The sequence below is a fragment of the Rothia sp. HMSC071C12 genome, assembly GCF_001813895.1.
Classification (GTDB): domain Bacteria; phylum Actinomycetota; class Actinomycetes; order Actinomycetales; family Micrococcaceae; genus Rothia; species Rothia mucilaginosa.
This window is the reverse complement of the sequence record NZ_KV814369.1, coordinates 10,841-30,463: the sequence shown is the minus strand read 5'-3', so window position 1 is coordinate 30,463 and position 19,623 is coordinate 10,841. Positions and strand designations below refer to the sequence as shown.

The 19,623-nt window shown below is 60.8% G+C and carries 17 protein-coding genes; 1 reads left to right on the top strand and 16 read right to left on the bottom strand.

Features of this window, described 5'->3' with window-relative positions; genetic code table 11:
* Positions 1–30: 30 nt before the first annotated feature.
* Positions 31–753: a hypothetical protein gene (locus HMPREF2942_RS09490; protein WP_070687740.1), complete on the top strand. Its 723-nt coding sequence runs from the start codon at positions 31–33 to the stop codon at positions 751–753.
* A gap of 322 nt (positions 754–1,075) precedes the next feature.
* Here HMPREF2942_RS09490 and nusB read toward each other — a convergent pair whose 3' ends face one another.
* The 16 genes from nusB to aspS form a co-directional block, all read right to left on the bottom strand.
* On the bottom strand, positions 1,076–1,486 hold the full coding sequence (gene nusB, locus HMPREF2942_RS02080) for a transcription antitermination factor NusB (RefSeq protein WP_005505934.1): 411 nt from the start codon (positions 1,484–1,486) through the stop codon (positions 1,076–1,078).
* The gene (efp, locus tag HMPREF2942_RS02075; RefSeq protein ID WP_005505932.1) at positions 1,486–2,049 is read right to left on the bottom strand and encodes an elongation factor P; all 564 of its coding nucleotides are present in this window, start codon (positions 2,047–2,049) and stop codon (positions 1,486–1,488) included. Before efp ends, nusB begins: the two co-directional genes overlap by 1 nt.
* 214 nt (positions 2,050–2,263) lie before the next feature.
* Complete coding sequence (gene aroB / locus HMPREF2942_RS02070) at positions 2,264–3,391, bottom strand: 3-dehydroquinate synthase (protein ID WP_070688181.1); 1,128 nt, start codon at positions 3,389–3,391, stop codon at positions 2,264–2,266.
* 25 nt (positions 3,392–3,416) lie between these two features.
* On the bottom strand, positions 3,417–4,973 hold the full coding sequence (locus HMPREF2942_RS02065; protein ID WP_070688179.1) for a shikimate kinase: 1,557 nt from the start codon (positions 4,971–4,973) through the stop codon (positions 3,417–3,419).
* A complete protein-coding gene (gene aroC, locus HMPREF2942_RS02060; protein ID WP_005508730.1) occupies positions 4,973–6,190 on the bottom strand; it encodes a chorismate synthase in 1,218 nt (405 codons plus the stop codon). The genes HMPREF2942_RS02065 and aroC overlap by 1 nt, the downstream gene beginning before the upstream one ends.
* A 119-nt stretch (positions 6,191–6,309) precedes the next feature.
* Complete coding sequence (locus tag HMPREF2942_RS02055; RefSeq protein ID WP_049341920.1) at positions 6,310–7,245, bottom strand: shikimate dehydrogenase; 936 nt, start codon at positions 7,243–7,245, stop codon at positions 6,310–6,312.
* 278 nt (positions 7,246–7,523) lie between these two features.
* Positions 7,524–8,717: an endolytic transglycosylase MltG gene (gene mltG, locus HMPREF2942_RS02050; protein ID WP_049341921.1), complete on the bottom strand. Its 1,194-nt coding sequence runs from the start codon at positions 8,715–8,717 to the stop codon at positions 7,524–7,526.
* The gene (gene ruvX, locus HMPREF2942_RS02045) at positions 8,714–9,277 is read right to left on the bottom strand and encodes a Holliday junction resolvase RuvX (RefSeq protein WP_012903482.1); all 564 of its coding nucleotides are present in this window, start codon (positions 9,275–9,277) and stop codon (positions 8,714–8,716) included. The genes mltG and ruvX overlap by 4 nt, the downstream gene beginning before the upstream one ends.
* A gap of 2 nt (positions 9,278–9,279) precedes the next feature.
* The gene (alaS, locus tag HMPREF2942_RS02040; protein WP_070688177.1) at positions 9,280–11,967 is read right to left on the bottom strand and encodes an alanine--tRNA ligase; all 2,688 of its coding nucleotides are present in this window, start codon (positions 11,965–11,967) and stop codon (positions 9,280–9,282) included.
* Positions 11,968–12,099: 132 nt separating this feature from the next.
* Complete coding sequence (locus HMPREF2942_RS02035; protein WP_005508736.1) at positions 12,100–12,594, bottom strand: hypothetical protein; 495 nt, start codon at positions 12,592–12,594, stop codon at positions 12,100–12,102.
* A complete protein-coding gene (locus HMPREF2942_RS02030) occupies positions 12,594–13,025 on the bottom strand; it encodes a DUF948 domain-containing protein (protein WP_070688175.1) in 432 nt (143 codons plus the stop codon). The genes HMPREF2942_RS02035 and HMPREF2942_RS02030 overlap by 1 nt, the downstream gene beginning before the upstream one ends.
* A 305-nt stretch (positions 13,026–13,330) precedes the next feature.
* Positions 13,331–13,963 (bottom strand): 30S ribosomal protein S4, encoded by a 633-nt coding sequence (rpsD, locus tag HMPREF2942_RS02025; protein WP_005508739.1) that lies wholly within the window; start codon positions 13,961–13,963, stop codon positions 13,331–13,333.
* 698 nt (positions 13,964–14,661) lie between these two features.
* The gene (locus tag HMPREF2942_RS02020; RefSeq protein ID WP_070688173.1) at positions 14,662–16,182 is read right to left on the bottom strand and encodes a replication-associated recombination protein A; all 1,521 of its coding nucleotides are present in this window, start codon (positions 16,180–16,182) and stop codon (positions 14,662–14,664) included.
* 164 nt (positions 16,183–16,346) lie between these two features.
* Positions 16,347–16,781, bottom strand: a complete 435-nt coding sequence (dtd, locus tag HMPREF2942_RS02015; protein ID WP_012903476.1) for a D-aminoacyl-tRNA deacylase — start codon at positions 16,779–16,781, stop codon at positions 16,347–16,349.
* Positions 16,782–16,887: 106 nt separating this feature from the next.
* Positions 16,888–17,415: a P-loop NTPase family protein gene (locus HMPREF2942_RS02010; protein WP_070688170.1), complete on the bottom strand. Its 528-nt coding sequence runs from the start codon at positions 17,413–17,415 to the stop codon at positions 16,888–16,890.
* 189 nt (positions 17,416–17,604) lie between these two features.
* On the bottom strand, positions 17,605–19,377 hold the full coding sequence (gene aspS, locus HMPREF2942_RS02005; protein WP_044150411.1) for an aspartate--tRNA ligase: 1,773 nt from the start codon (positions 19,375–19,377) through the stop codon (positions 17,605–17,607).
* Positions 19,378–19,623: the final 246 nt, after the last annotated feature.

Below are 19,623 nucleotides of genomic sequence, written 5' to 3'. Positions count from 1 at the left end.
ACACAACCACACACCAGAAAAGAACTAACAATGATGTTTAACCGTAGTTCTATTGCCGCGCTCTCTGCGGCAATGATGCTCACCCTGTCCGCATGTTCCGGCGGCGCGCAGGTCAGCGCAGAATCGAGCGCTTCCACCTCCGCGAGCGCTGAATCGGCAAGCGCGGAAGCTTCTGCAACTCCCACTCCTTCACCCACTCCGACGGGTTATGAGCCCGTGCTGATTCGTGCGAACGTTGATTTGGATAACCCGTCGAAGGAAGCAGCAGATGCGACCCTCAAGGCTGCATACGATGCGTTGGAACAGTACCGACTCATTTGGAATGCATGGATGCATGGGAGCATGGAGCACACGAGCGATGAAGAGCTGCTCCGATACGTGCATAAAAACTTCCTGGAAGACACAAAGGAGGAAGTGGAGAATATTCAAAAGTTCACAGAAGAAAACCACGGTCCTATTAAGGGCGAAATTGCCTTCAATAACATCGATCCAGTCACCTATGGAACCATGAACGACGATGGTTCTGTCTCATACAACACCGGCGCAACCATCACGTTCTGTGAAGACTGGAGCAACGTTCGCTCTGCTGAGGGTAAGAAATTTAAGGACCCGCAGCTAACGCGACGGGTCTTTGTTGTTCGCCGTTCTGAAGATAATGCGTTTGTTGTTATCAAGTCTGAGACCCTTCATAACGGTTGCGGAGACGAAGCAGACGCTACGAGCGAGGCGACCGCATCCGCTCAAAGCAAGTAGCTGATACTGCACGAGGCGCATACCGGGCACGCGAGGCGGGGGCTCCGTCCTCAAGGCGCTCAGCGCCGCAGAGGGGGCACTCCCCCGCCCGCGTTGTCCGGTGAAGCCTCGCCTACCTTCCAAACCACGCGAGCGCATCCACACCAAATGCGGAACCCAACGCAGAAGCGCGCCAACCGAAGAAGCGTAGACACAGAAAACCCCCGCCGTCCTGTAGCGAACTACAGCACGGCGGGGGTTTCACGTACGCTTCCCTGCGGGCGCATCCTCAAACAGCGAACCAACCAGCTACGGGCTGGCGGGCAGGCCGCGGCGGGACGTCTTACGCGAGCAGGGTCGGCTTCACCTGACGGAGCTTATCCAGCAGACCGTTCACGAACTTCGGAGATTCATTCGTGGACAGCACACGCGCCAGACCGACAGCCTCAGAAATTGCGACAGCATCCGGAACTTCGTCATTGTACAGAAGCTCCCAAGTGCCAATACGCAGCACGGCACGGTCCACGGCGGGCATACGCTCGAAGGACCAGTCACGGGCGTAAGTCTCCACAAACTCGCGAATCTCTTCGTCGTGGTCGCGGACGCCACGAATGATTTCCTCAGAGTAAGCAGAAATCTGCGCTACCGTGTACAGTCGGCGGCGGCGGAGTACCTCAATATAATCTTCGTTGCGCTGATCCGCCTCGAAGAGCACTTCGAGGGCGCGCAATCGGGCTTTAGTACGCGAATTCATTAGTCGTTCACGCGACCGAGGTACTCACCGGTGCGGGTATCAACCTTGACCTTGGTGCCGGTCTCCAGGAACAGGGGAACCTGGATTTCGTAGCCGGTCTCAACGGTTGCGGGCTTGGTGCCGCCGGTGGAGCGGTCACCCTGCAGGCCGGGCTCGGTGTAGGTGATTTCGAGGACCACGGATGCGGGCAGCTCGATGTACAGGGGGCTACCCTCGTGCATTGCGATGGTTGCAGTCTGGGACTCGAGCATGTAGTTTGCTGCGTCGCCGACAACGGTTGCGGGAACGTTGATCTGGTCGTAGGTCTTCATGTCCATGAAGACGTAGTCGTCGCCGTCCTGGTACAAGTACTGGTAGTCGGAGCGGTCAACGGTTGCGGTTTCGATCTTAGCGCCAGCGTTGAAGGTACGGTCGACGACCTTGCCGGAGGTAACGTTGCGCAGCTTGGTGCGGACGAATGCGCCACCCTTGCCGGGCTTAACGTGCTGGAACTCTACGACGGACCAGAGGTTGCCGTCAATCTTCAGGACGGCGCCGTTCTTAATATCGGTAGTGGATGCCATGGGGCTCTCCTTCGTGTCATCGACGCTCACGCCGTAGTGGTACCCGGCGAGGCGCTAAGTTTTCAATGAGCAAAAATATGTCCCGTACATTCTACAGGATGCGCACGAATTTGCCTAGCAGGGGCACCACAGTTTTTCTGTGGCGCCCCGCCCGGCTGGCGCGTATTAGCAAACACGCGCTGAGTGCATCCGGTGATTGTACGGGACCCGTCACCTACTCGGTAATCTCCTGGTAGGTCATGTACAGGATTGAGTCGTCCGGCACCTCGTAGACGCGCGGGCGAGCTAGACCGTCAAGAATGATGAAGCGCAGCAGGTTGCCGCGTGCCTTCTTGTCGCGGCGCATTGCTTCAAGCAGCTGGGGCCATGCGTCTGCCTTGTAGGAGGTGGGCAGGCCCAGTGATTCGAGGATGCGGCGGGTACGCGCCACGAGCTCCTCGTCGGCGTGGCCGGTTGCCAGCGCCAGCTCCGCGGCGTAGACCATGCCCACCGCAACGGCCGCGCCGTGACGCCACTGGTAACGCTCGTTGCGCTCAATGGCGTGGGCGAGGGTGTGGCCGTAGTTCAGGATTTCGCGGCGGCCGGACTCGCGCAGGTCCTCAGAGACCACCTCCGCCTTCACGCGCACGCTGCGCTCAATGAGCTCGCGCATCACGGCGGACTGCGAGTCGCGTACGGCGTTCGGGTTCGCCTCGATCAGGTCGAGGATTTCGGGGTCTGCGATGAAGCCGCACTTGACGACCTCACCCATGCCGGTCAGCAGCTCATGTTCAGGCAGGGTGCGCAGGGTGCCAATCTCGCAGAGCACCGCGGCGGGCGGCCAGAACGCGCCGACCAGGTTCTTACCTTCGGCGGTGTTGATGCCGGTCTTACCGCCCACGGCGGCGTCCACCATGCCGAGCAGGGTGGTCGGAATGTGAATAACGCGCACGCCGCGCAGCCAGGTTGCCGCGACGAAGCCGGCAACGTCGGTAATAGCACCGCCACCCACGGAGATGATCGCGTCGGTGCGGGTGAAGTCGTTCTGACCGAGCACCTGCCAGCAGAACGCCGCCACCTGGTAGTGCTTTGCCTCCTCAGCATCCGGAATTTCGGCGCTGAACGATTCGTAGCCCATGGCGCGCAGGTCTTCCATGACCAGCTCACCGGTGGAACGCAGGGCACGCGGGTGAATCACGAGCACCTTCTTGGCGCGGTTGCCCAGAATTTCGGGGATTTTACCGAGCAGGTTGTGGCCGATAAGAACCTCATAGTTCTCACGCGGGGAGCTGCCGGTCACCGGGATGCGGGTGATATCTTCCGCGCCGGAGGCACCGAAAGTGGGGGTGGGCTGAGTGCTCATCGTGTGTCCTTTCACAGGTGAGGGGTTATGCTTGGGGGCGCTGCGCGCGGGAGGTGCGGGTTGCGGTCACGTACGCCTGGATTTCGGCGGTCATCTCGGTGATGGGGCGGCCGCCTCGTGCATCCAGGGTGAAGTGCGCCAGCTCTTCGTATCGGCTGCGGCGTCGCTCAAAAATTTCGGTCCACCGCTCGACCGGGTTCGGCTGCAGCAGCGGGCGTGTCTTGTTGCCGGTAATGCGCGGGGTGACGGTGTCAGCATCAACGAGGATGTACACCACGCATTCGTCCTTGAGCAGCTCCGCGACCGAGTCGGTCATGGGCGCGCCACCGCCCAGGGAGAACACCGTGTTGCGGTACACGGGCGAGGTGAGGACCTCTTCGATGGTTTTGCGTTCGAGCTCGCGGAAATACGCCTCACCGAAGATCTCGAAGATTTCGGAGACTTCGCCGTAGCGTTCCACGATGAGCTGGTCGGCGTCGAGGAACTCGTAGCCGTAGAAACGCGCCAGGTGCGTACCAATGTAGGTCTTACCTGCCGCCATGGGGCCAATGAGCACGATGGGGCGAGAGCGTTCCGCAAAGTTCTCGTGCATTTCACGCACCTGCTGCGGGTGGATGCGAGCGCCGGCGGACTCGTCTTCTGCGAGCGTTTCTGCGGGGACGGTGAGCTCTGCGGGTGTGGCAGACTCAGCGGGAGTTGCAGGCAACTCCGAGGTTTCGAGGGGCTTCTCCTCTGCCTGGTTCTCTTCTTCCACTGCGGGTGCAACGGGTGTTGCGGATACTGCGGGTGCGGCAACCTGAACCTTGCCGAACAGCGCCGGGGTCGGACGAACCGGCTTGGAGGGTTCAGCCGCGGGCACAGCTACGGAAGTTTCGGGCACACCTACGGGGGCTGCGGGCGTGACCGGTACAGGCTTGGGTTCAGCCTTCTGCACGGGAGCAGAAGCGCTCTCCCCCGCCGCCTCTGCAGGCTGAGCCTGCTTTACAGGTGCCGGCTTGGGCGCGGCAGGTTTCGGCGCAGTCGGCTTGGGCGCAGCGACTACTGACGGCGCGGCAGGCTTAGGAGCAGTCGGCTTGGGTGCTTCCGCCTTCGCGGGTTCCTTGCGGGATTCCTCTTCAGCGGTGCCCATGCCCTGCAGGGCGCTGAGCAGCTTCAGGCGCAGGTCCTCGTCCAGGCCCAGCGCCGGGTCGGCGTCCTCAGACACCGAGGAGGCGTACAGGCGCACACCCTGCGTGCTCACCGCAGCAGCGGCGGGCAGGGGGCGGGCGCCAGAACGCATCAGGTCAGCGGGGGTAGGCACGCGAGAAGCCGGGCGCACAGAAGAAACAGATGCGGCAGTCTCACGAACCCCAGCGCCCGCAGCCTCAACACTCCGCTCAGCCGCAGCAGATACGCCGGGTTCCGCACCGGATTCTGCGCCGGGTTCCGGGCGCGGCGAAGCGCCCCCTCGCGCACGTTGCGTTGCCGCAGCAATACGCGCAAGGGGGCTCGAAGCGACCGGGCGAACACCCTGCTCCACAGAAACCTCCCCGGAACCGCGACCCTTCGTGCCGCGGCCCTCTGACTCCGCCGGAAGGGGCACTACGCGTCCCAACCAGCCACGTTAGACTCCCACGCCAGAGACGCCGGAATGGCGTCCAGGTAGGAATCCATGTTGCGGCGAGTCTCACCAATCGAGTCGCCGCCAAACTTCTCCAGTGCGGCCTCAGCGAGCACCAGGGCGACCATAGCCTCCGCCACCACGCCGGCGGCGGGAACAGCACACACGTCCGAACGCTGGTGGTGGGCGCGAGCCTCTTCACCGGTGGAAGTGTCAATGGTCTTCAGAGCCTTCGGCACGGTCGCAATGGGCTTCATCGCCGCGCGCACACGCAGCAGGTCACCAATGCTCATGCCGCCCTCAATACCACCGGCACGGTTGGTATCGCGGGTTACGCCGTGCTCACCGATGGAAATCTCGTCGTGAGCGGCAGTGCCCGGGCGGTCAGCGGTCGCGAAACCGTCGCCAACCTCAACGCCCTTAATCGCCTGAATACCCATCAGCGCTGCGGCAAGGCGCGCGTCCAGGCGGCGGTCCCAGTGCACGTACGAACCCAGTCCGGGAGGCATACCGTACGCGAGCACCTCAACCACGCCGCCGAGGGTCTCGCCGTCCTTGTGCGCCTCGTCCACGCGCTGAACCATCGCGTCGGAGGTTGCCTTGTCGAAGCAACGCAGCGGGTCAGCGTCCAGCTGGTCAACGTTGCGGGGCGAAGGCACCGGGGCGCCCTCGGGAGCGTGCACGCCACCCACAGCCACGGTGTGAGAAACCAGCTCAACACCCAGAGCCTTCAAAATCTGGGCGGCAACCACGCCAAGAGCCACGCGGGTCGCAGTCTCACGCGCGGAGGCGCGCTCCAGCACCGGGCGAGCCTCAGAGAAGTTGTACTTCTGCATACCCGCAAAATCGGCGTGACCGGGGCGCGGACGGGTCAGCGCAGCATTACGCGCACGACCCTCAATCAGCTTCGGATCCACCGGGTCGGAGCTCATCACGTCAGTCCACTTGGGCCACTCGGTGTTCGCAATCTCAATCGCGACCGGGCCGCCCTGAGTCAGGCCGTGACGCACACCGCCCAGGATGCGCACGCGGTCCTCCTCAAACTTCATGCGGGCACCGCGGCCGTAGCCGAGGCGGCGACGAGCCAGGGCGTCACGCACCATGTCGCTGGTGAGTTCCACACCGGCGGGTACGCCCTCAATAATGCCGACGAGCGCCTCGCCGTGGGATTCTCCGGCAGTGAGCCAACGCAGGGCCATAGGTTAACCTCTTTTCATCGCACCCGCACCGCAGCGCAGGAGGAAGGAATAATAATTCTTCACGTGTATAAATAGTGTATAAAATGCCCGTTTACTGAGCGAGTGAAAGCACGCTTTTTTCACGAAACGGAAGCACGAGGCGCAAGATCAACCGCCGCGCACATCGCATTGATTAGACCCAGCAGTTCGGCGGGCTGCAGTTCACGGCCGGTAAACAGCAGAACCTGCTCCACCGCCTGATACAGCAGCATCTCCAGGCCAGAAACCACCGTGCCGCCGTTCGCCTCCCAGGCGCTCGCCAGCACCGAAGGCCACGGGTTATACGCAACATCGAGCAGTACCGGCCGGTGCGTTGCGGAGGCGCCCTTCAGCCCGCTCAGCTGGCTCGCCCATTCATCCGCCGCATGCGCCGGAAGCGTAGAAATCACCGGGTGATGACCGCGCTCCGCAAGATTCTGCGGCAGCTCAGCCAGGGAAACCTGCTCCAGCTGAACGCCCAGGCGGTCCGCCGCCTCCTGCACGCTACCGAGCTTATGCAACGAACGGGCGTACACGCTCACACGGGAATACCCCAGCTGATGCAGTGCGGTCAGGGCGGAAATAGCGGTCGCTCCCCCGCCCACAATCGCGGCAGAATCCTTGAGCGGCTGCGGCTCCAAACCGGCGTGGCGCAGCGCGTTCACAATGCCAATCACATCCGTGTTATCGCCCAGCACCTTCTCACCGCGCGGATACACCGTGTTCACCGCACCGGTCACTCGGGCAGTCTCACTCAGCTCATCGCAATACTGAATGACCGCGGTCTTCAACGGCATCGTCACCGACAGACCCGCAATATACGGGGCGTCCTCCGTACCCTTCGGGTGGCGCACCCCGTGCATAATCTCCGGCAAATCATCGGGCAGAGTATCGCGGCGATCATAACCCAAATTCTGCTCACCCAAAAAGTCATACGCGGCACGATGCAGCGCAGGCGACAGCGAATGCGCAATAGGGTGCCCCAGCACGTAGGCGCGGCGAAGATACGGGGCCTCACGGTACGGTTCAGTCTTCATCGATAGATACTCTTTCGCTCTCAACGCGGGGGAACGCTCTCAACGCTTGGGGCTTGCGGACGCGCACGCCACGAACCCGCGTTCATGGGCGCACTCTACCCATTTTAAGGGACAAACCAATATTCGGGTATAGCCCAACAACAAAGCACAGCCCAGCATTCGGGTACAGCAAAGGCGGGCACCTCCCCACTCTCGTGGAGGCGGTACCCGCCTCAGCAAGGAACCTTCAGTCCAAAGCTACCAAATCGTAGCTACCAGCTAAACCAATGAGCTACAACTTAGCTACAACGGTTCGGGTGCTTAGAACACCACTGGTTGTACTCTTCAACGTAACGCTGGTGCTCAGCGTACGTGCGGGAGTACTTAGTCTCACCGGAATCCAGGTCCACAGTCACCCAGTAGTAGTACGGGTTCTTCTCAGGAGCCGCAGCAGCCTTAATCGAAGCCAACTGCGGGGAACCAATCGGACCCTTCGGAAGACCCTTATTCGCATAAGTGTTGTACTTATTGCTCTTATCGGCCTTCTGCTCTTCAGTCAGGTGGTACGAACGGACACCCAGACCGTAAGTCACGGTCGCATCCGACTGAATCAGACCCGAGGTCTCACCATCGGGGTTGTTCAGGCGGTTCTCAATGATGCCTGCAACCGCCACGTAGTCCTTCGGCTGAGCCTCAAGCTCCACGATGGAGGCGATGGTCAGCACCTCGAAGGTCTTCTGGTCGCCGCTCACGCCGGCTTCCTTCAGGTCAGCCTTGGTCTTATCAACCATGGTCTGAATGACCTTCTTGATGTCGGTGTCCTTCGGGAAGCGGTACTCACCCGGGTGCAGCCAACCCTCAATCGAGGGGAAGTTGCTCGGCACACCGTACTGGGTGTAGTTGCTGACCGCGTCCTCAACCTGCTTGCGGGTGAACGCGCCATCGGAGCCAGAAACAATCAGGTCGATGGTTTCGCTCACGCGCTTACCCTGCGGAATCGCCAGGTACAGTACGTTGCTGTTCGCCTCGATAATGGTCGTAATCGCGCTCGAGCTGCTCATGTGCTGCTGCAGTTCGTAGGTGCCAGGCTGCAGGTACTTGCCCTTGCTCTCCTTGGTGTACACCTCAACAAACTTATCAGCATCAGCAACCACGCCCGCTGCCTCAAGCTCCTGCGCCACCTGCGCGGTGGACTGGCCAGAACGAATCGTGAAGGTCACGGTCGTACCATTGCCGCCACCCGAGTAGTCACGAGTCTTGAACGGGTCATAGCGAGTAATCAGGGCACCAGAAATGATGACCAGAGCCACCACAAACAAGGAAATAGCGCTCAGCATGATGGCGCGGCGGCGGCGCTTACGCGCACGCAACGTAGCCACCGACACGATTTCCTGTTCCATCGTGATGCCGGTGATGCCCTTACGTTCATCCTCGGCTGTCGGCCTAAAGAGGTCGAGCCCGCTCTCTTCGGGATGTTTATTCTGTTCGGTCACTGAAGGTTCTCCGTTTCGTTGACGGCACCGACCGTGGTCCCTTCTGACTCGGACGGTCGGTTTTCTTCGTGGGCCGGATCGCTCACCTTGTACCCGGCTACGGACTGCCCCGCCTTGAGGGCATCCAGGCTGTACTGCAAAATATTCACAGCCGCCACCTGGTCAACCATAGTCTTGAAATCTCGGCTGGAAACCCCAGCCTCGTGCAGTGCACGGTGAGCGCTCACGGTGGTGAGTCGCTCATCCACCAGCCAAATGTTAATGTGTGTTTTCTCTTCGGCATCCAGCTCGGAGCGCAGAGCCTGAGCGTACTCCCGAGCCATTTCCGTGGAGGGAGAATCCCCACCACGCATGGTCTTCGGAAGCCCGACGAACACCTCCACTACCTCGTTCACCTCAATCAGCTTGCGCAAAACACGGCGGTCAGAGTTCTTCTTCGCGTCGCGGCGCAGCGTCTTGAGCGGGGTGGCGAGGATACCGTCGGGGTCGCTGAGGGCGGTGCCGACGCGGGCGTTACCCACATCGACACCCATCCGCACTCCGCGCTGGAATTCTGCCATATTTAGGCCTGAGCCTGTGCGATAGCGTCGCGGACAGCGTCCAGAGCAGCACCAATCTTGGATGCATCCTGGCCACCACCCTGAGCGACGTCGTCCTTACCGCCGCCACCGCCGCCGAGAACACCGGCAGCGACGCGGACCAGAGCACCAGCCTTCACGCCAGCCTCACGAGCACCCTCGTTAGTTGCCACCAGGATGACGGGGCGACCATTAGCCACACCCACCACAGCAACAACCGCAGCCTCGGAGCCGAAGCGCGAACGCAGATCCAGAGCCAGCTCACGAACGCCGTTAGCGTCCAGCTCGCCAGCGTCATGCGCCAGAACGCGAACAGAACCGATGGTCTGTGCGTTCTCCAGCAGCTTGCCAGCCTCAGCCTGCAGCTTCTCGCGGCGCAGCTGAGCCAGTTCCTTCTCAGCAGCCTTCAGCTTAGCCAGAGTCTGGTTAATCTTCTCCGGCAGATCAGCGGAGGACTGAACCTTCATCAGGCCGGTCAGCTGGTTCACCAGGGTACGCTCAGCAGCCAGGTGGTTGAAGGAATCCAGACCCACCAGAGCCTCAACACGGCGGTTACCGGAGCCAACAGAGCTCTCAGTCAGCAGGGTCAGCGAACCAATCTCAGCGGACGAACCGACGTGGGTACCACCGCACAGCTCGCGAGAGAACTCGCCGCCGATTTCAACAACACGAACCACGTCGCCGTACTTCTCGCCGAAGAGGCTCATAGCGCCCAGAGCCTTAGCCTCAGCCAGCGGCATCTCGCGGGTAATCACCTCGTGGTTATCGCGGATCGCGAGGTTAGCAACCTCTTCAACCTCACGCTTAGCGGACTCGGACAGGCCCTCGCCCCACGCGAAGTCGAAACGCAGGTAGCCTTCCTTGTTGAAGGAGCCACGCTGAGTAGCCTCGTTGCCGAGCACCTGGTGCAGGGCAGCGTGAATGATGTGGGTACCGGAGTGTGCCTTCTCACCGTCGCGGCGGCGCTGAACATCAACCTGTGCCACAACATCGGCACCGACGTGAACCTCGCCCTCACGCACGATAGCGCGGTGAACGCTCAGACCCTTCACGGGCTGCTGAACGTCCTGAACGTCAATGATGAAGCCGTTGCCGGTAATAACACCGGTATCAGCTGCCTGGCCACCAGCCTCCGCGTAGAACGGGGTCTCGTCCAGGACAACCTCAATCTTGTCGCCAGCCTTAGCGGCGGGCACGGAAACGCCGTCCACCAGGATTGCACGCAGCTTAGTCTCAGTACGCAGCTCGGTATAACCGGTGAAGATGGAGCCGCGCTCATCCACGAGCTTACGCAGCTCAGACAGGTCAGCAAACGCACCCTTCTTCGCCTTAGCGTCAGCCTGCGCACGGTGACGCTGCTCAGCCATCAGCTCGCGGAAGGACTTCTCATCCACCTTCACGCCAGCCTCAGCAGCCATCTCCAGGGTCAGGTCAATCGGGAAGCCGTAGGTGTCGTGCAGAGCAAACGCCTCAGCACCAGAAACAGCGTTGGAGCCGTCCTTCTTAGCGGCAGCAACAGCCTCTTCCAGACGCTCAGTACCGGTCTCAATGGTGTGCAGGAACGCCTTCTCCTCAGCGTACGCAATACGGGAAATACGCTCGAAGTCGTCAGCAACGTACGGGAAAGCACCCTTCATCGCATCACGCGAAGCCGGGAACAGTACGGGCAGGCAGGGCTCAGTAACGCCCAGCAGACGCATCGCACGGATAGCACGGCGCATCAGACGGCGCAGAATGTAGCCGCGACCCTCGTTGGAGGGGGTCACGCCGTCAGCAATCAGCATCAGCGAGGAACGGATGTGGTCAGCCACCACGCGCATACGCACGTCGTCCTCGTAGCCCTCGTCCTCAGCGGACTCAGAGCCGTGGTACTTCTTACCGGACAGCTTAGAAGCAGCGTCCAGAACGGGGCGAACCTGGTCGGTCTCGTAGAAGTTCTCAACACCCTGCAGCAGCATGGCAAGACGCTCAACGCCCAGACCGGTATCGATGTTCTTCTTCGGCAGATCACCCAGAATCTCGAAGTCATCCTTACCGATACCCTCGCCACGCTGGTACTGCATGAACACAAGGTTCCAAATCTCAATGTAACGGTCGTCGTCAGCCGCCGGGCCGCCTTCCTTACCGTACGCGGGGCCACGGTCGTAGAAGATCTCCGAGTCAGGGCCTGCGGGGCCGGGCTGACCGGTGGACCAGTAGTTTTCCTTCATACCCATACGCTGAATACGCTCAGCCGGGAAGCCCACCTTGTTGTGCCAAATGTCGAAGGCCTCATCGTCACCCTCATAAATGGTGACCCACAGGCGCTCCGGATCCAGGCCGAAACCGCCCTTATCCTGAGGGGTGGTCAGCAGCTCGTAAGCAAACGGAATCGCCTGCTCCTTGAAGTAATCACCGAACGAGAAGTTACCAGCCATCTGGAAGAAGGTACCGTGACGCGCAGTCTTACCGACCTCTTCAATATCCAGGGTGCGGATGCACTTCTGCACGCTGGTCGCGCGGGAGAACGGAGGGGTCTCACGGCCCAGGAAGTAGGGAATGAACGGCACCATACCGGCGATGGTGAACATAGCGCCGGGCTCGTTCGAAATCAGCGATGCCGAAGGCACCACAGTATGGCCGCGGGAAGCGAAGAAATCGATCCAGCGCTTAGAAATCTCCTGTGAGAGCATCTCGTTCCTTAGAGTAATCTGTGCGAAATTCTAAATTAGTCTACTGACCTATGGTGCCTGTCCGAGAGCAAAATGGCTAATCGAGCCACCCTCGTACCGTGGTTAACGGACAAAAGCACCACCTTTAAAAACCTAGTTGAAGAAGCCGTCGCCGAGCTGACGGTCACGCGCAATACGCTGCTCACGCGCTCGCTTCTGAGCCTCTTCCAAGGAGGCAATCTCAGCCTCCACCTCAATGAGCTCACGCTCCGCCAGGCGACGGTTCGTGGACTCAATCTCAGCCGAGCTCATCTGACGATCCCAGGTGTCCAGGGAGCCAGGACGCAAATCCTGCTTCTGGCGCTCCACCTTCGCGTTGAGCTCCATCTCCTTCTCCTGCATGCCTTCACGCACGCGGGCGGCGAACTCAACAGCACGCAACGCATACGGCTGCAGGGGCTTGCCAATCGGCGAATCGAAGAACTTTCCCATCTGAGACTCCGGGTTGAGGGCAAGCTCACCGTGCTCACGCATGAGCAGGGCGCTGCCGGGGGTACGCTGAGCAGGTTCGGAGGCGGCACGTCGGGACGCGAAATAGCCAACCGCCGCGCCGGCGCCGAGCAGAAGAGCTGAACGAAGCAGACCCATTAGTTCTCACCGCCTGCAGAGTAAGAGCCGCCCTGTGCCGAACCGTACTGGCCACCAGCGTGGGTGTTGCCGTGTGCATCGCCGGTCTTGCCGCCGCGGAACGCCTGACGCACACCGTACGAGAAGGACGCAACCTTAATCAGCGGCTGACCCACAGTCGAAGTCACCAGCGAGGACAGCGCAGAAACGTTCGCGGACGCATCCGAAACATTCGAAGTGATGTCGTCAACCTTCTCCAGCTGCTCATTGGTGGTCACCACAGTGCGGGTCACCTCTTCAATGAGAGGGCCGGTGCTCTGGTTCAGCGAACGAATCGTCACGATAAGCTCATCAAACACCTTGGTCAGGCGAATAATGGGTAGCGCAAGAAGAGCCACCAGAATCGCAAAAACTCCTGCTGCAATCAGGCCCGCAATATCTCCGCCGGTCATCTATAACCCCATTCCGCTCAATGCATGATGCTTATCAATAGTCGTACAAGGCTGGACGCCACCGTGGCGCGCAGCCGGATCGTGCATACAGTTCAGGACTGTATACACAGCTCAATCCCCTATTTTAGTCGAAAAATCCTTCAAGCGCCCCCTAAACTCTCATGAAACTCCCAGCGAAGGAAGATTCACAGGTTCAGCGGCACCACTGCCCTGTAGTGTATAAGCCCCAAAAACCCACGCGTTAAACGGGAACAACCCGCCCCCACCGAACGGTGCAGGACGGGTTGCTTCTCGAAAAATCGAGATTATGCCAGACGCGAGTAGTACTCAACGACCAGCTGCTCGTCGCAGATCACGGGGATCTCTTCGCGCTTGGGCTTGCGCTCAAGCTTTGCGTGCAGCTTCTCGATCTCAACGTTCAGGTATGCGGGAACCTCGGGCAGAACTGCCTGGTTCTCACCTGCAGCCGCAGCCTGGAAGGGGGTGGTCTTCTCAGCCTTGGGGTGAACGTGGATCAGCTGGCCGGGCTTGACGTGGAACGAGGGGCGGTCCACGCGAACGCCGTCAACCATGATGTGACGGTGAACAACCATCTGACGTGCCTGTGCAATGGTGCGGGCGAAGCCTGCACGCAGAACCAGAGCGTCGAGGCGGGTCTCGAGCAGCTCGACCATGTTCTTACCGGTCTGGCCCTCGGTACGCTTTGCCTCGAGGTATGCGCGGCGCATCTGTGCCTCGCGGATGTTGTACTGAGCGCGCAGACGCTGCTTTTCCTTCAGCTGGGTAGCGTAGTTGGAGTCAGCCTTCTTGCGGGCACGGCCGTGCTGGCCGGGGCCGTAAGGACGACGCTCGAGGTACTTTTCTGCCTTCGGGGTCAGTGCAATGCCCAGGGCACGGGACTGACGCACGGTACGGCGGGTGCGGTTGTGCTTAGCCACAATCTACCTTTCATATGTGAGGCTCCTGCACCCTCACGGGCGGGGCCTCGGTCTGTTGAATACTGGCCTCCTCGGTTGACCCCGCCGGGATCCGTACGCGACCGATTCGGTCGTTGCTGTACGGCGGTGGGGCGGAGAGCTCGGGGCAGAGTACCCCGCAGCTACATTACTGACACCCGCACGGACGCGGGCATAGTAATTGCCAGACCCGTCAAGCTTACCGGATGCACCCGAGCTTTACCAGCCTTTTGGGAAATCTTTGGTTCAAATCACTGTGCGTGTGGGTTTTCGACACTTACCCACACGACCCCACAGGAATTATTTATGCCCGTCAGAGCTATTTAGGTGCGACTTCCCCGAAAAATTGCGGCGCTAAGATGTTGGATTGTAATCATTTCGTTATTTTTAACCTGTGTCTTTATGGGAATAGCTTGAATCAGACCCCCATATCGCCTAGACTAGAAACCATAACAAGCTTGGCGTCCGCCCTTCCGGGAAGGCCGATAGTCAAGACGTCTATCACAACTCAAAACTCTGATGCGGTGCGCAGTACTACCGAGGTACTACGCACCGCTTTCTGTTTGCACTCAGCCCTATACGGCTGCTTGCTCTATACGGTTGCTTTCCTACCGAGGCGCACCACTCCCCCCGGTAGTCAGCGCTCAAAGTAGTAGACGGCTCGATGGGAGCCACGTAAGCTAACGGGCCGTATCCTGCACCGGAGCCGCATCCAAAATACGGCGAATACGCTCACGACGCTCCGTCAACGTACGCTCAAAACCATGCTGAGTCGGCTCGTAGTAGACCGTACCGCGCAGAGTATCCGGCAGGTACTGCTGCGCCGCCACATGCCCCGGCTCATCATGCGCATACACATACCCCACGCCGTGACCAAACTGCTTAGCCCCCGCATAATGACCATCACGCAAATGCACCGGAACCTGACCCGAAGCACCCGCACGGACGTCCGCAATCGCGCGGTTAATCGCGTTATACGCGGCGTTCGACTTCGGCGCGAGCGCACAATAAATCACCGCCTGCGAGAGGATAATGCGAGCCTCCGGCATGCCCACCAGCGCCACCGACTGCGCCGCAGCCGTCGCCACCTGCAGCGCCTGCGGATCAGCCAGGCCAATATCCTCACTCGCCAAAATCATGATGCGACGCGCCACGAAACGCGGATCCTCGCCGCCCTCCAACATGCGCGCCAGATAGTGCACCGCGGCATCCGCGTCAGAGCCGCGCATGGACTTAATGAACGCACTCACCACGTCATAATGCTGATCGCCCGAACGGTCGTAACGGATCGCGGCGCGGTCCACCGCCTCCGTAGCATGCGCCAGGGTGATGCGCACGGGCGCGGTAGGTTCCGGGTCTTTCTCCCCCTCCGGGTCTTCTGAACCCTCAGCGGAGCGGGCAGATTCTGCCGAAGCCTGTTCGGCCTCGCTAAACGCAATCGCAGCCGCCGCCTCCAGCGAGGTCAGGGAGCGGCGAGCGTCGCCTCCCGAAACCGCCGCGAGGTGGGCGCGCGCATCCGCATCAATCACCGCCGCACCGCCAAAACCGCGCGGGTCAGCCAGAGCACGGTCAATCAGGTGCTCAATATCGGACTGCTCCAGCGAATGAACCCGCAACAACAGCGAGCGCGACAGCAGCGGCGAAATAACGCTGAACGACGGGTTCTCCGTCGTAGCCGCAACCAGAATCACCCAGCGGTTCTCCACGCCGGGCAGGAGCGCATCCTGCTGGGCCTTCGTGAAGCGGTGAATCTCGTCGAGGAAGAGCACTGTGGTCGTACCGTACATGTCGCGGTCGAGCAACGCCTGATCCATGACTGCGCGCACATCCTTCACGCCCGCGGTAATCGCCGAAAGCTCCACGAACTTACGACCCGGCGCGCGCGCAATCACATGCGCCAGGGTGGTCTTACCCGTACCCGGAGGGCCGTACAAAATCACCGAGGACGGGCCAGCCGGGCCGGCATTCTCCCCCGCCAACACGCGCAGAGGCGCACCCGGAGTCAGCAGATGCTCCTGGCCGAGAACCTCATCAATCGTGCGCGGACGCATACGCACCGCCAACGGCGCACGAGACGCCGAACGCGCAGAATACGTACGCGAGGCAGAGGCACGCGAGGAGGGCTCCTCAGCGGGCGCACCAATCAGGCTCACGCGGTCCCCGTCATCGGGCAACTCAAGATCAAAGAGGGAATCAGCCATAGTCTTACTCTATCGTTTCACAATCTGGAGGCGGGTACGGGGTGTGGGTATACAGCTGCGGATTTAGCTCGCGGCGTGACACCACACGGGTTTTCGATAGGTTAGTGTCTTCGCCGTGGGTTTTAAACCCCGGGACAATCCACTAACCTATCGAAAGCGCCGGCCTAGAGGGTCTCACTATCGAGAATCAGGGTCACCGGGCCGTCATTGACCAGCTCCACCTGCATGTCCGCACCGAACACGCCGGTCTCCACGTGCAGGCCACGCTCACGCAGCGCCTGAACATAGTCGTTGAACAGCGGCTCACTCACCGCGCCGGGCGCAGCGGCAGACCAGGAGGGGCGGCGGCCCTTCTTCGCATCCCCATACAGGGTGAACTGGCTGACCGCCAGCACGGGTGCGCCCTCATCGAGCAGGGACTTCTCCCCCTCCATCAGGCGCAGGTTAGCGGTCTTATCGGCAAGCTTCGCAATCTGCGCCGCACCGTCACCGTGCGTGATACCGACCAGCACCAGGTAGCCGGGCTGCTCAATCGCGCCGACCGTCTCACCCGCCACGCGCACCGCCGCGCGGGTCACACGCTGAATAACTACTCGCATCGTTCACCTTTCATCATGGAACCGGCATTCGCCGGGCTCATACATCTCTTTCGACACCACTCTCAGCGGCTGGTTTAGGGGAGCCGCAGTTCTAGAGGCAGCCGCCTCAGAGCACGCCGCGCAGCTGCACGGCACGCAAAAACTGGTTCGCCGCCCGCGGAGTACGAAACTCAATAAAACGCTTCTGCAGATGCTGCCCGCGAGCCTCCGCCAGCAACTCCCCGACGTGCGGGTAGCTCCTCCACGTGTACCGAATCATGTTGTCCGGGTCGCGCAGAATATTCTTCAGCGGCGGCTCCACATTATCAGCCCACAGCCTCTGACCCGTCACCGCACGGCGCACCGTCCGGCGAACCACACGCCACATGACCACCGCACGGCTATAGCGCAAGTAAATCACCACATCCGCACGCTCCAGCAGGCGGCCGCGCACCTGCGGATACTGCCACTCCGTAATCCACGCAGGCCGCTCAATGAGTGTCTGAACATCCGCCTCAAAACTAGGGCGCGGAGTCCAGTTCGGACCCCAATGCAACGAGTCCATCTCCGTATGCGGAATGTCCAGGAGGCGCCCCAACCGCGCCGCGAACGTCGTCTTACCGCTACAGCTCGGGCCGGCAATCAGAATACGCATGCTCCCCTCCCTTTGGTTAGTACACAAATCGGCACGCACGCCAGTTGATACAAAAGGTGGGCTGCGACCCTGCACCAGCAGAATACACAGCCCACCCTCAACGGCGACCCCGGCACAACTCAACGCCCGCCGGGTCCACGCCGCACAGGCCCACACCCCCTACGGGGCGCACGACCAAAGACTAGAGAATTACTCCTCGTCCTTCTTCTTCGGCTTGAAATCAACGCCAGCTTCCTTACGCTGCTCCGGAGTAATCGGTGCAGGAGCCGCAGTCAGCGGATCGAAACCATTACCGGTCTTCGGGAACGCAATAACCTCGCGAATCGAATCAACGCCAGCCAGCAGAGACACAATACGGTCCCAACCGAATGCAATACCACCCATGGGCGGTGCGCCGTACTTGAACGCATCCAGCAGGAAGCCGAACTTCTCCTGAGCCTCTTCCTCACCAATGCCCATCACAGCGAACACGCGTTCCTGCACGTCACGGCGGTGAATACGGATTGAACCGCCACCAATCTCGTTACCGTTGCAGACAATGTCGTAAGCGTACGCCAGAGCCGAACCCGGGTCAGTGTCGAAAGTATCCATGAACTCGGGCTTCGGGGAGGTGAACGCGTGGTGCACGGCAGTCCATGCGGAGTGACCCAGAGCCACGTCACCGGACTCAGTAGCCTCAGCAGAAGACTCAAACATGGGAGCGTCAACAACCCACACGAAAGACCACTCGCCGTCCTTAATCAGGCCGGTACGGTGACCAATCTCAACACGAGCAGCACCCAGCAGTGCACGGGAAGCCTTAGCCTCGCCAGCAGCGAAGAAGATGCAGTCGCCGGGCTTCGCGCCGGTAGCCTCAGCCAGGCCAGCACGCTCAGCGTCAGTGATGTTCTTAGCAACCGGACCGGTCAGCTCGCCATCCTCCTGAATGAGGACGTAAGCCAGGCCCTTAGCGCCACGCTGCTTAGCCCACTCCTGCCAAGCGTCCAGAGTACGGCGAGGCTGAGAAGCACCACCGGGCATCACAACAGCACCCACGTAAGGAGCCTTGAACACGCGGAAAGTGGTGTCCTTGAAGTACTCGGTCAGCTCGGTCAGCTCCAGGCCAAAACGCAGGTCAGGCTTGTCCGAACCGTACTTCTCCATCGCATCCTTGTAGGTCATGCGCTGAATCGGGCGGGGAACCTTCACATCAATCAGGTTCCACACAGCCTCAACGATGCGCTCGCCCAGCTCAATGATGTCTTCCTGATCAACAAACGACGCCTCAATGTCCAGCTGAGTGAACTCAGGCTGACGGTCCGCACGGAAATCCTCGTCACGGTAGCAGCGAGCAATCTGGTAGTACTTCTCAATACCGCCCACCTGCAGCAGCTGCTTGAACAGCTGCGGGGACTGCGGCAGAGCATACCAAGAACCCGGAGCCAGACGAGCCGGCACCAGGAAGTCACGCGCACCCTCAGGGGTGGAACGGGTCAGGGTCGGGGTCTCAACCTCAATGTAGCCGTCCTCAGCCAGCAGGTTGCGTGCCGCACGGTTCGCGTCCGAACGCAGGCGCATGATGCGAGCCGGCTCCGGGCGGCGAAGATCCAGGTAGCGGTAGCGCAGGCGCGCCTCCTCACCCACCTCAACGTGCTCGTCAATCTGGAAAGGCAGCGGAGCGGCAGTGTTCAGCACCTCAACGGCGGACACCTCAACCTCAATCTCGCCAGTCGCCAGGTTCGGGTTCTCGTTACCCTCCGGGCGCTTAGTCACCAGACCGGTCACACGCAGCACGTACTCATTGCGCAGGTGCTCAAAATCAGCCTCATTGTGGAAAACACACTGGGTGACACCCTCACGGTCACGCAGGTCAACGAAAGCGACACCACCGTGGTCGCGGCGGCGAGCCACCCAACCGGTCAGGGTAACAGTCTCTCCAATATTTGCGGCGGTCAGCTCGCCGTTGGTGTGAGTGCGAAGCACAGACATTCCTTTCATAGCGGGCACCTCACGACTATAGACAGTAGCCGGGTACACGCGGTTGATGATATGCGCACACTGCGTGCGCCTCATATATTGTATCCCCTCCGGGCAGGTCGATGGCGGGTCGGGGCAAGTCTGGGCAAGTCAGGCGCCAGAAAATGGGGTGCGGAGGCGGGATGCGGGTAGGGCGGCCGGTTCGTGGGTGTCTGCGGTCGATAGGTTAGTGTCTTCGCCGTGGGTCTTTAA

What these genes read in the sequence shown, in the direction of transcription:
- HMPREF2942_RS02035 (WP_005508736.1), bottom strand. Translation starts at nt 12,594, where the DNA reads ATGGGTCTGCTTCGTTCAGCTCTTCTGCTCGGCGCCGGCGCGGCGGTT.
- dtd (WP_012903476.1), bottom strand. Translation starts at nt 16,781, where the DNA reads ATGCGAGTAGTTATTCAGCGTGTGACCCGCGCGGCGGTGCGCGTGGCG.
- HMPREF2942_RS02010 (WP_070688170.1), bottom strand. Translation starts at nt 17,415, where the DNA reads ATGCGTATTCTGATTGCCGGCCCGAGCTGTAGCGGTAAGACGACGTTC.
- HMPREF2942_RS02020 (WP_070688173.1), bottom strand. Translation starts at nt 16,182, where the DNA reads ATGGCTGATTCCCTCTTTGATCTTGAGTTGCCCGATGACGGGGACCGC.
- nusB (WP_005505934.1), bottom strand. Translation starts at nt 1,486, where the DNA reads ATGAATTCGCGTACTAAAGCCCGATTGCGCGCCCTCGAAGTGCTCTTC.
- efp (WP_005505932.1), bottom strand. Translation starts at nt 2,049, where the DNA reads ATGGCATCCACTACCGATATTAAGAACGGCGCCGTCCTGAAGATTGAC.
- HMPREF2942_RS02030 (WP_070688175.1), bottom strand. Translation starts at nt 13,025, where the DNA reads ATGACCGGCGGAGATATTGCGGGCCTGATTGCAGCAGGAGTTTTTGCG.
- aroC (WP_005508730.1), bottom strand. Translation starts at nt 6,190, where the DNA reads ATGGCCCTGCGTTGGCTCACTGCCGGAGAATCCCACGGCGAGGCGCTC.
- ruvX (WP_012903482.1), bottom strand. Translation starts at nt 9,277, where the DNA reads ATGGCAGAATTCCAGCGCGGAGTGCGGATGGGTGTCGATGTGGGTAAC.
- HMPREF2942_RS09490 (WP_070687740.1), top strand. Translation starts at nt 31, where the DNA reads ATGATGTTTAACCGTAGTTCTATTGCCGCGCTCTCTGCGGCAATGATG.
- alaS (WP_070688177.1), bottom strand. Translation starts at nt 11,967, where the DNA reads ATGCTCTCACAGGAGATTTCTAAGCGCTGGATCGATTTCTTCGCTTCC.
- aroB (WP_070688181.1), bottom strand. Translation starts at nt 3,391, where the DNA reads ATGAGCACTCAGCCCACCCCCACTTTCGGTGCCTCCGGCGCGGAAGAT.
- HMPREF2942_RS02055 (WP_049341920.1), bottom strand. Translation starts at nt 7,245, where the DNA reads ATGAAGACTGAACCGTACCGTGAGGCCCCGTATCTTCGCCGCGCCTAC.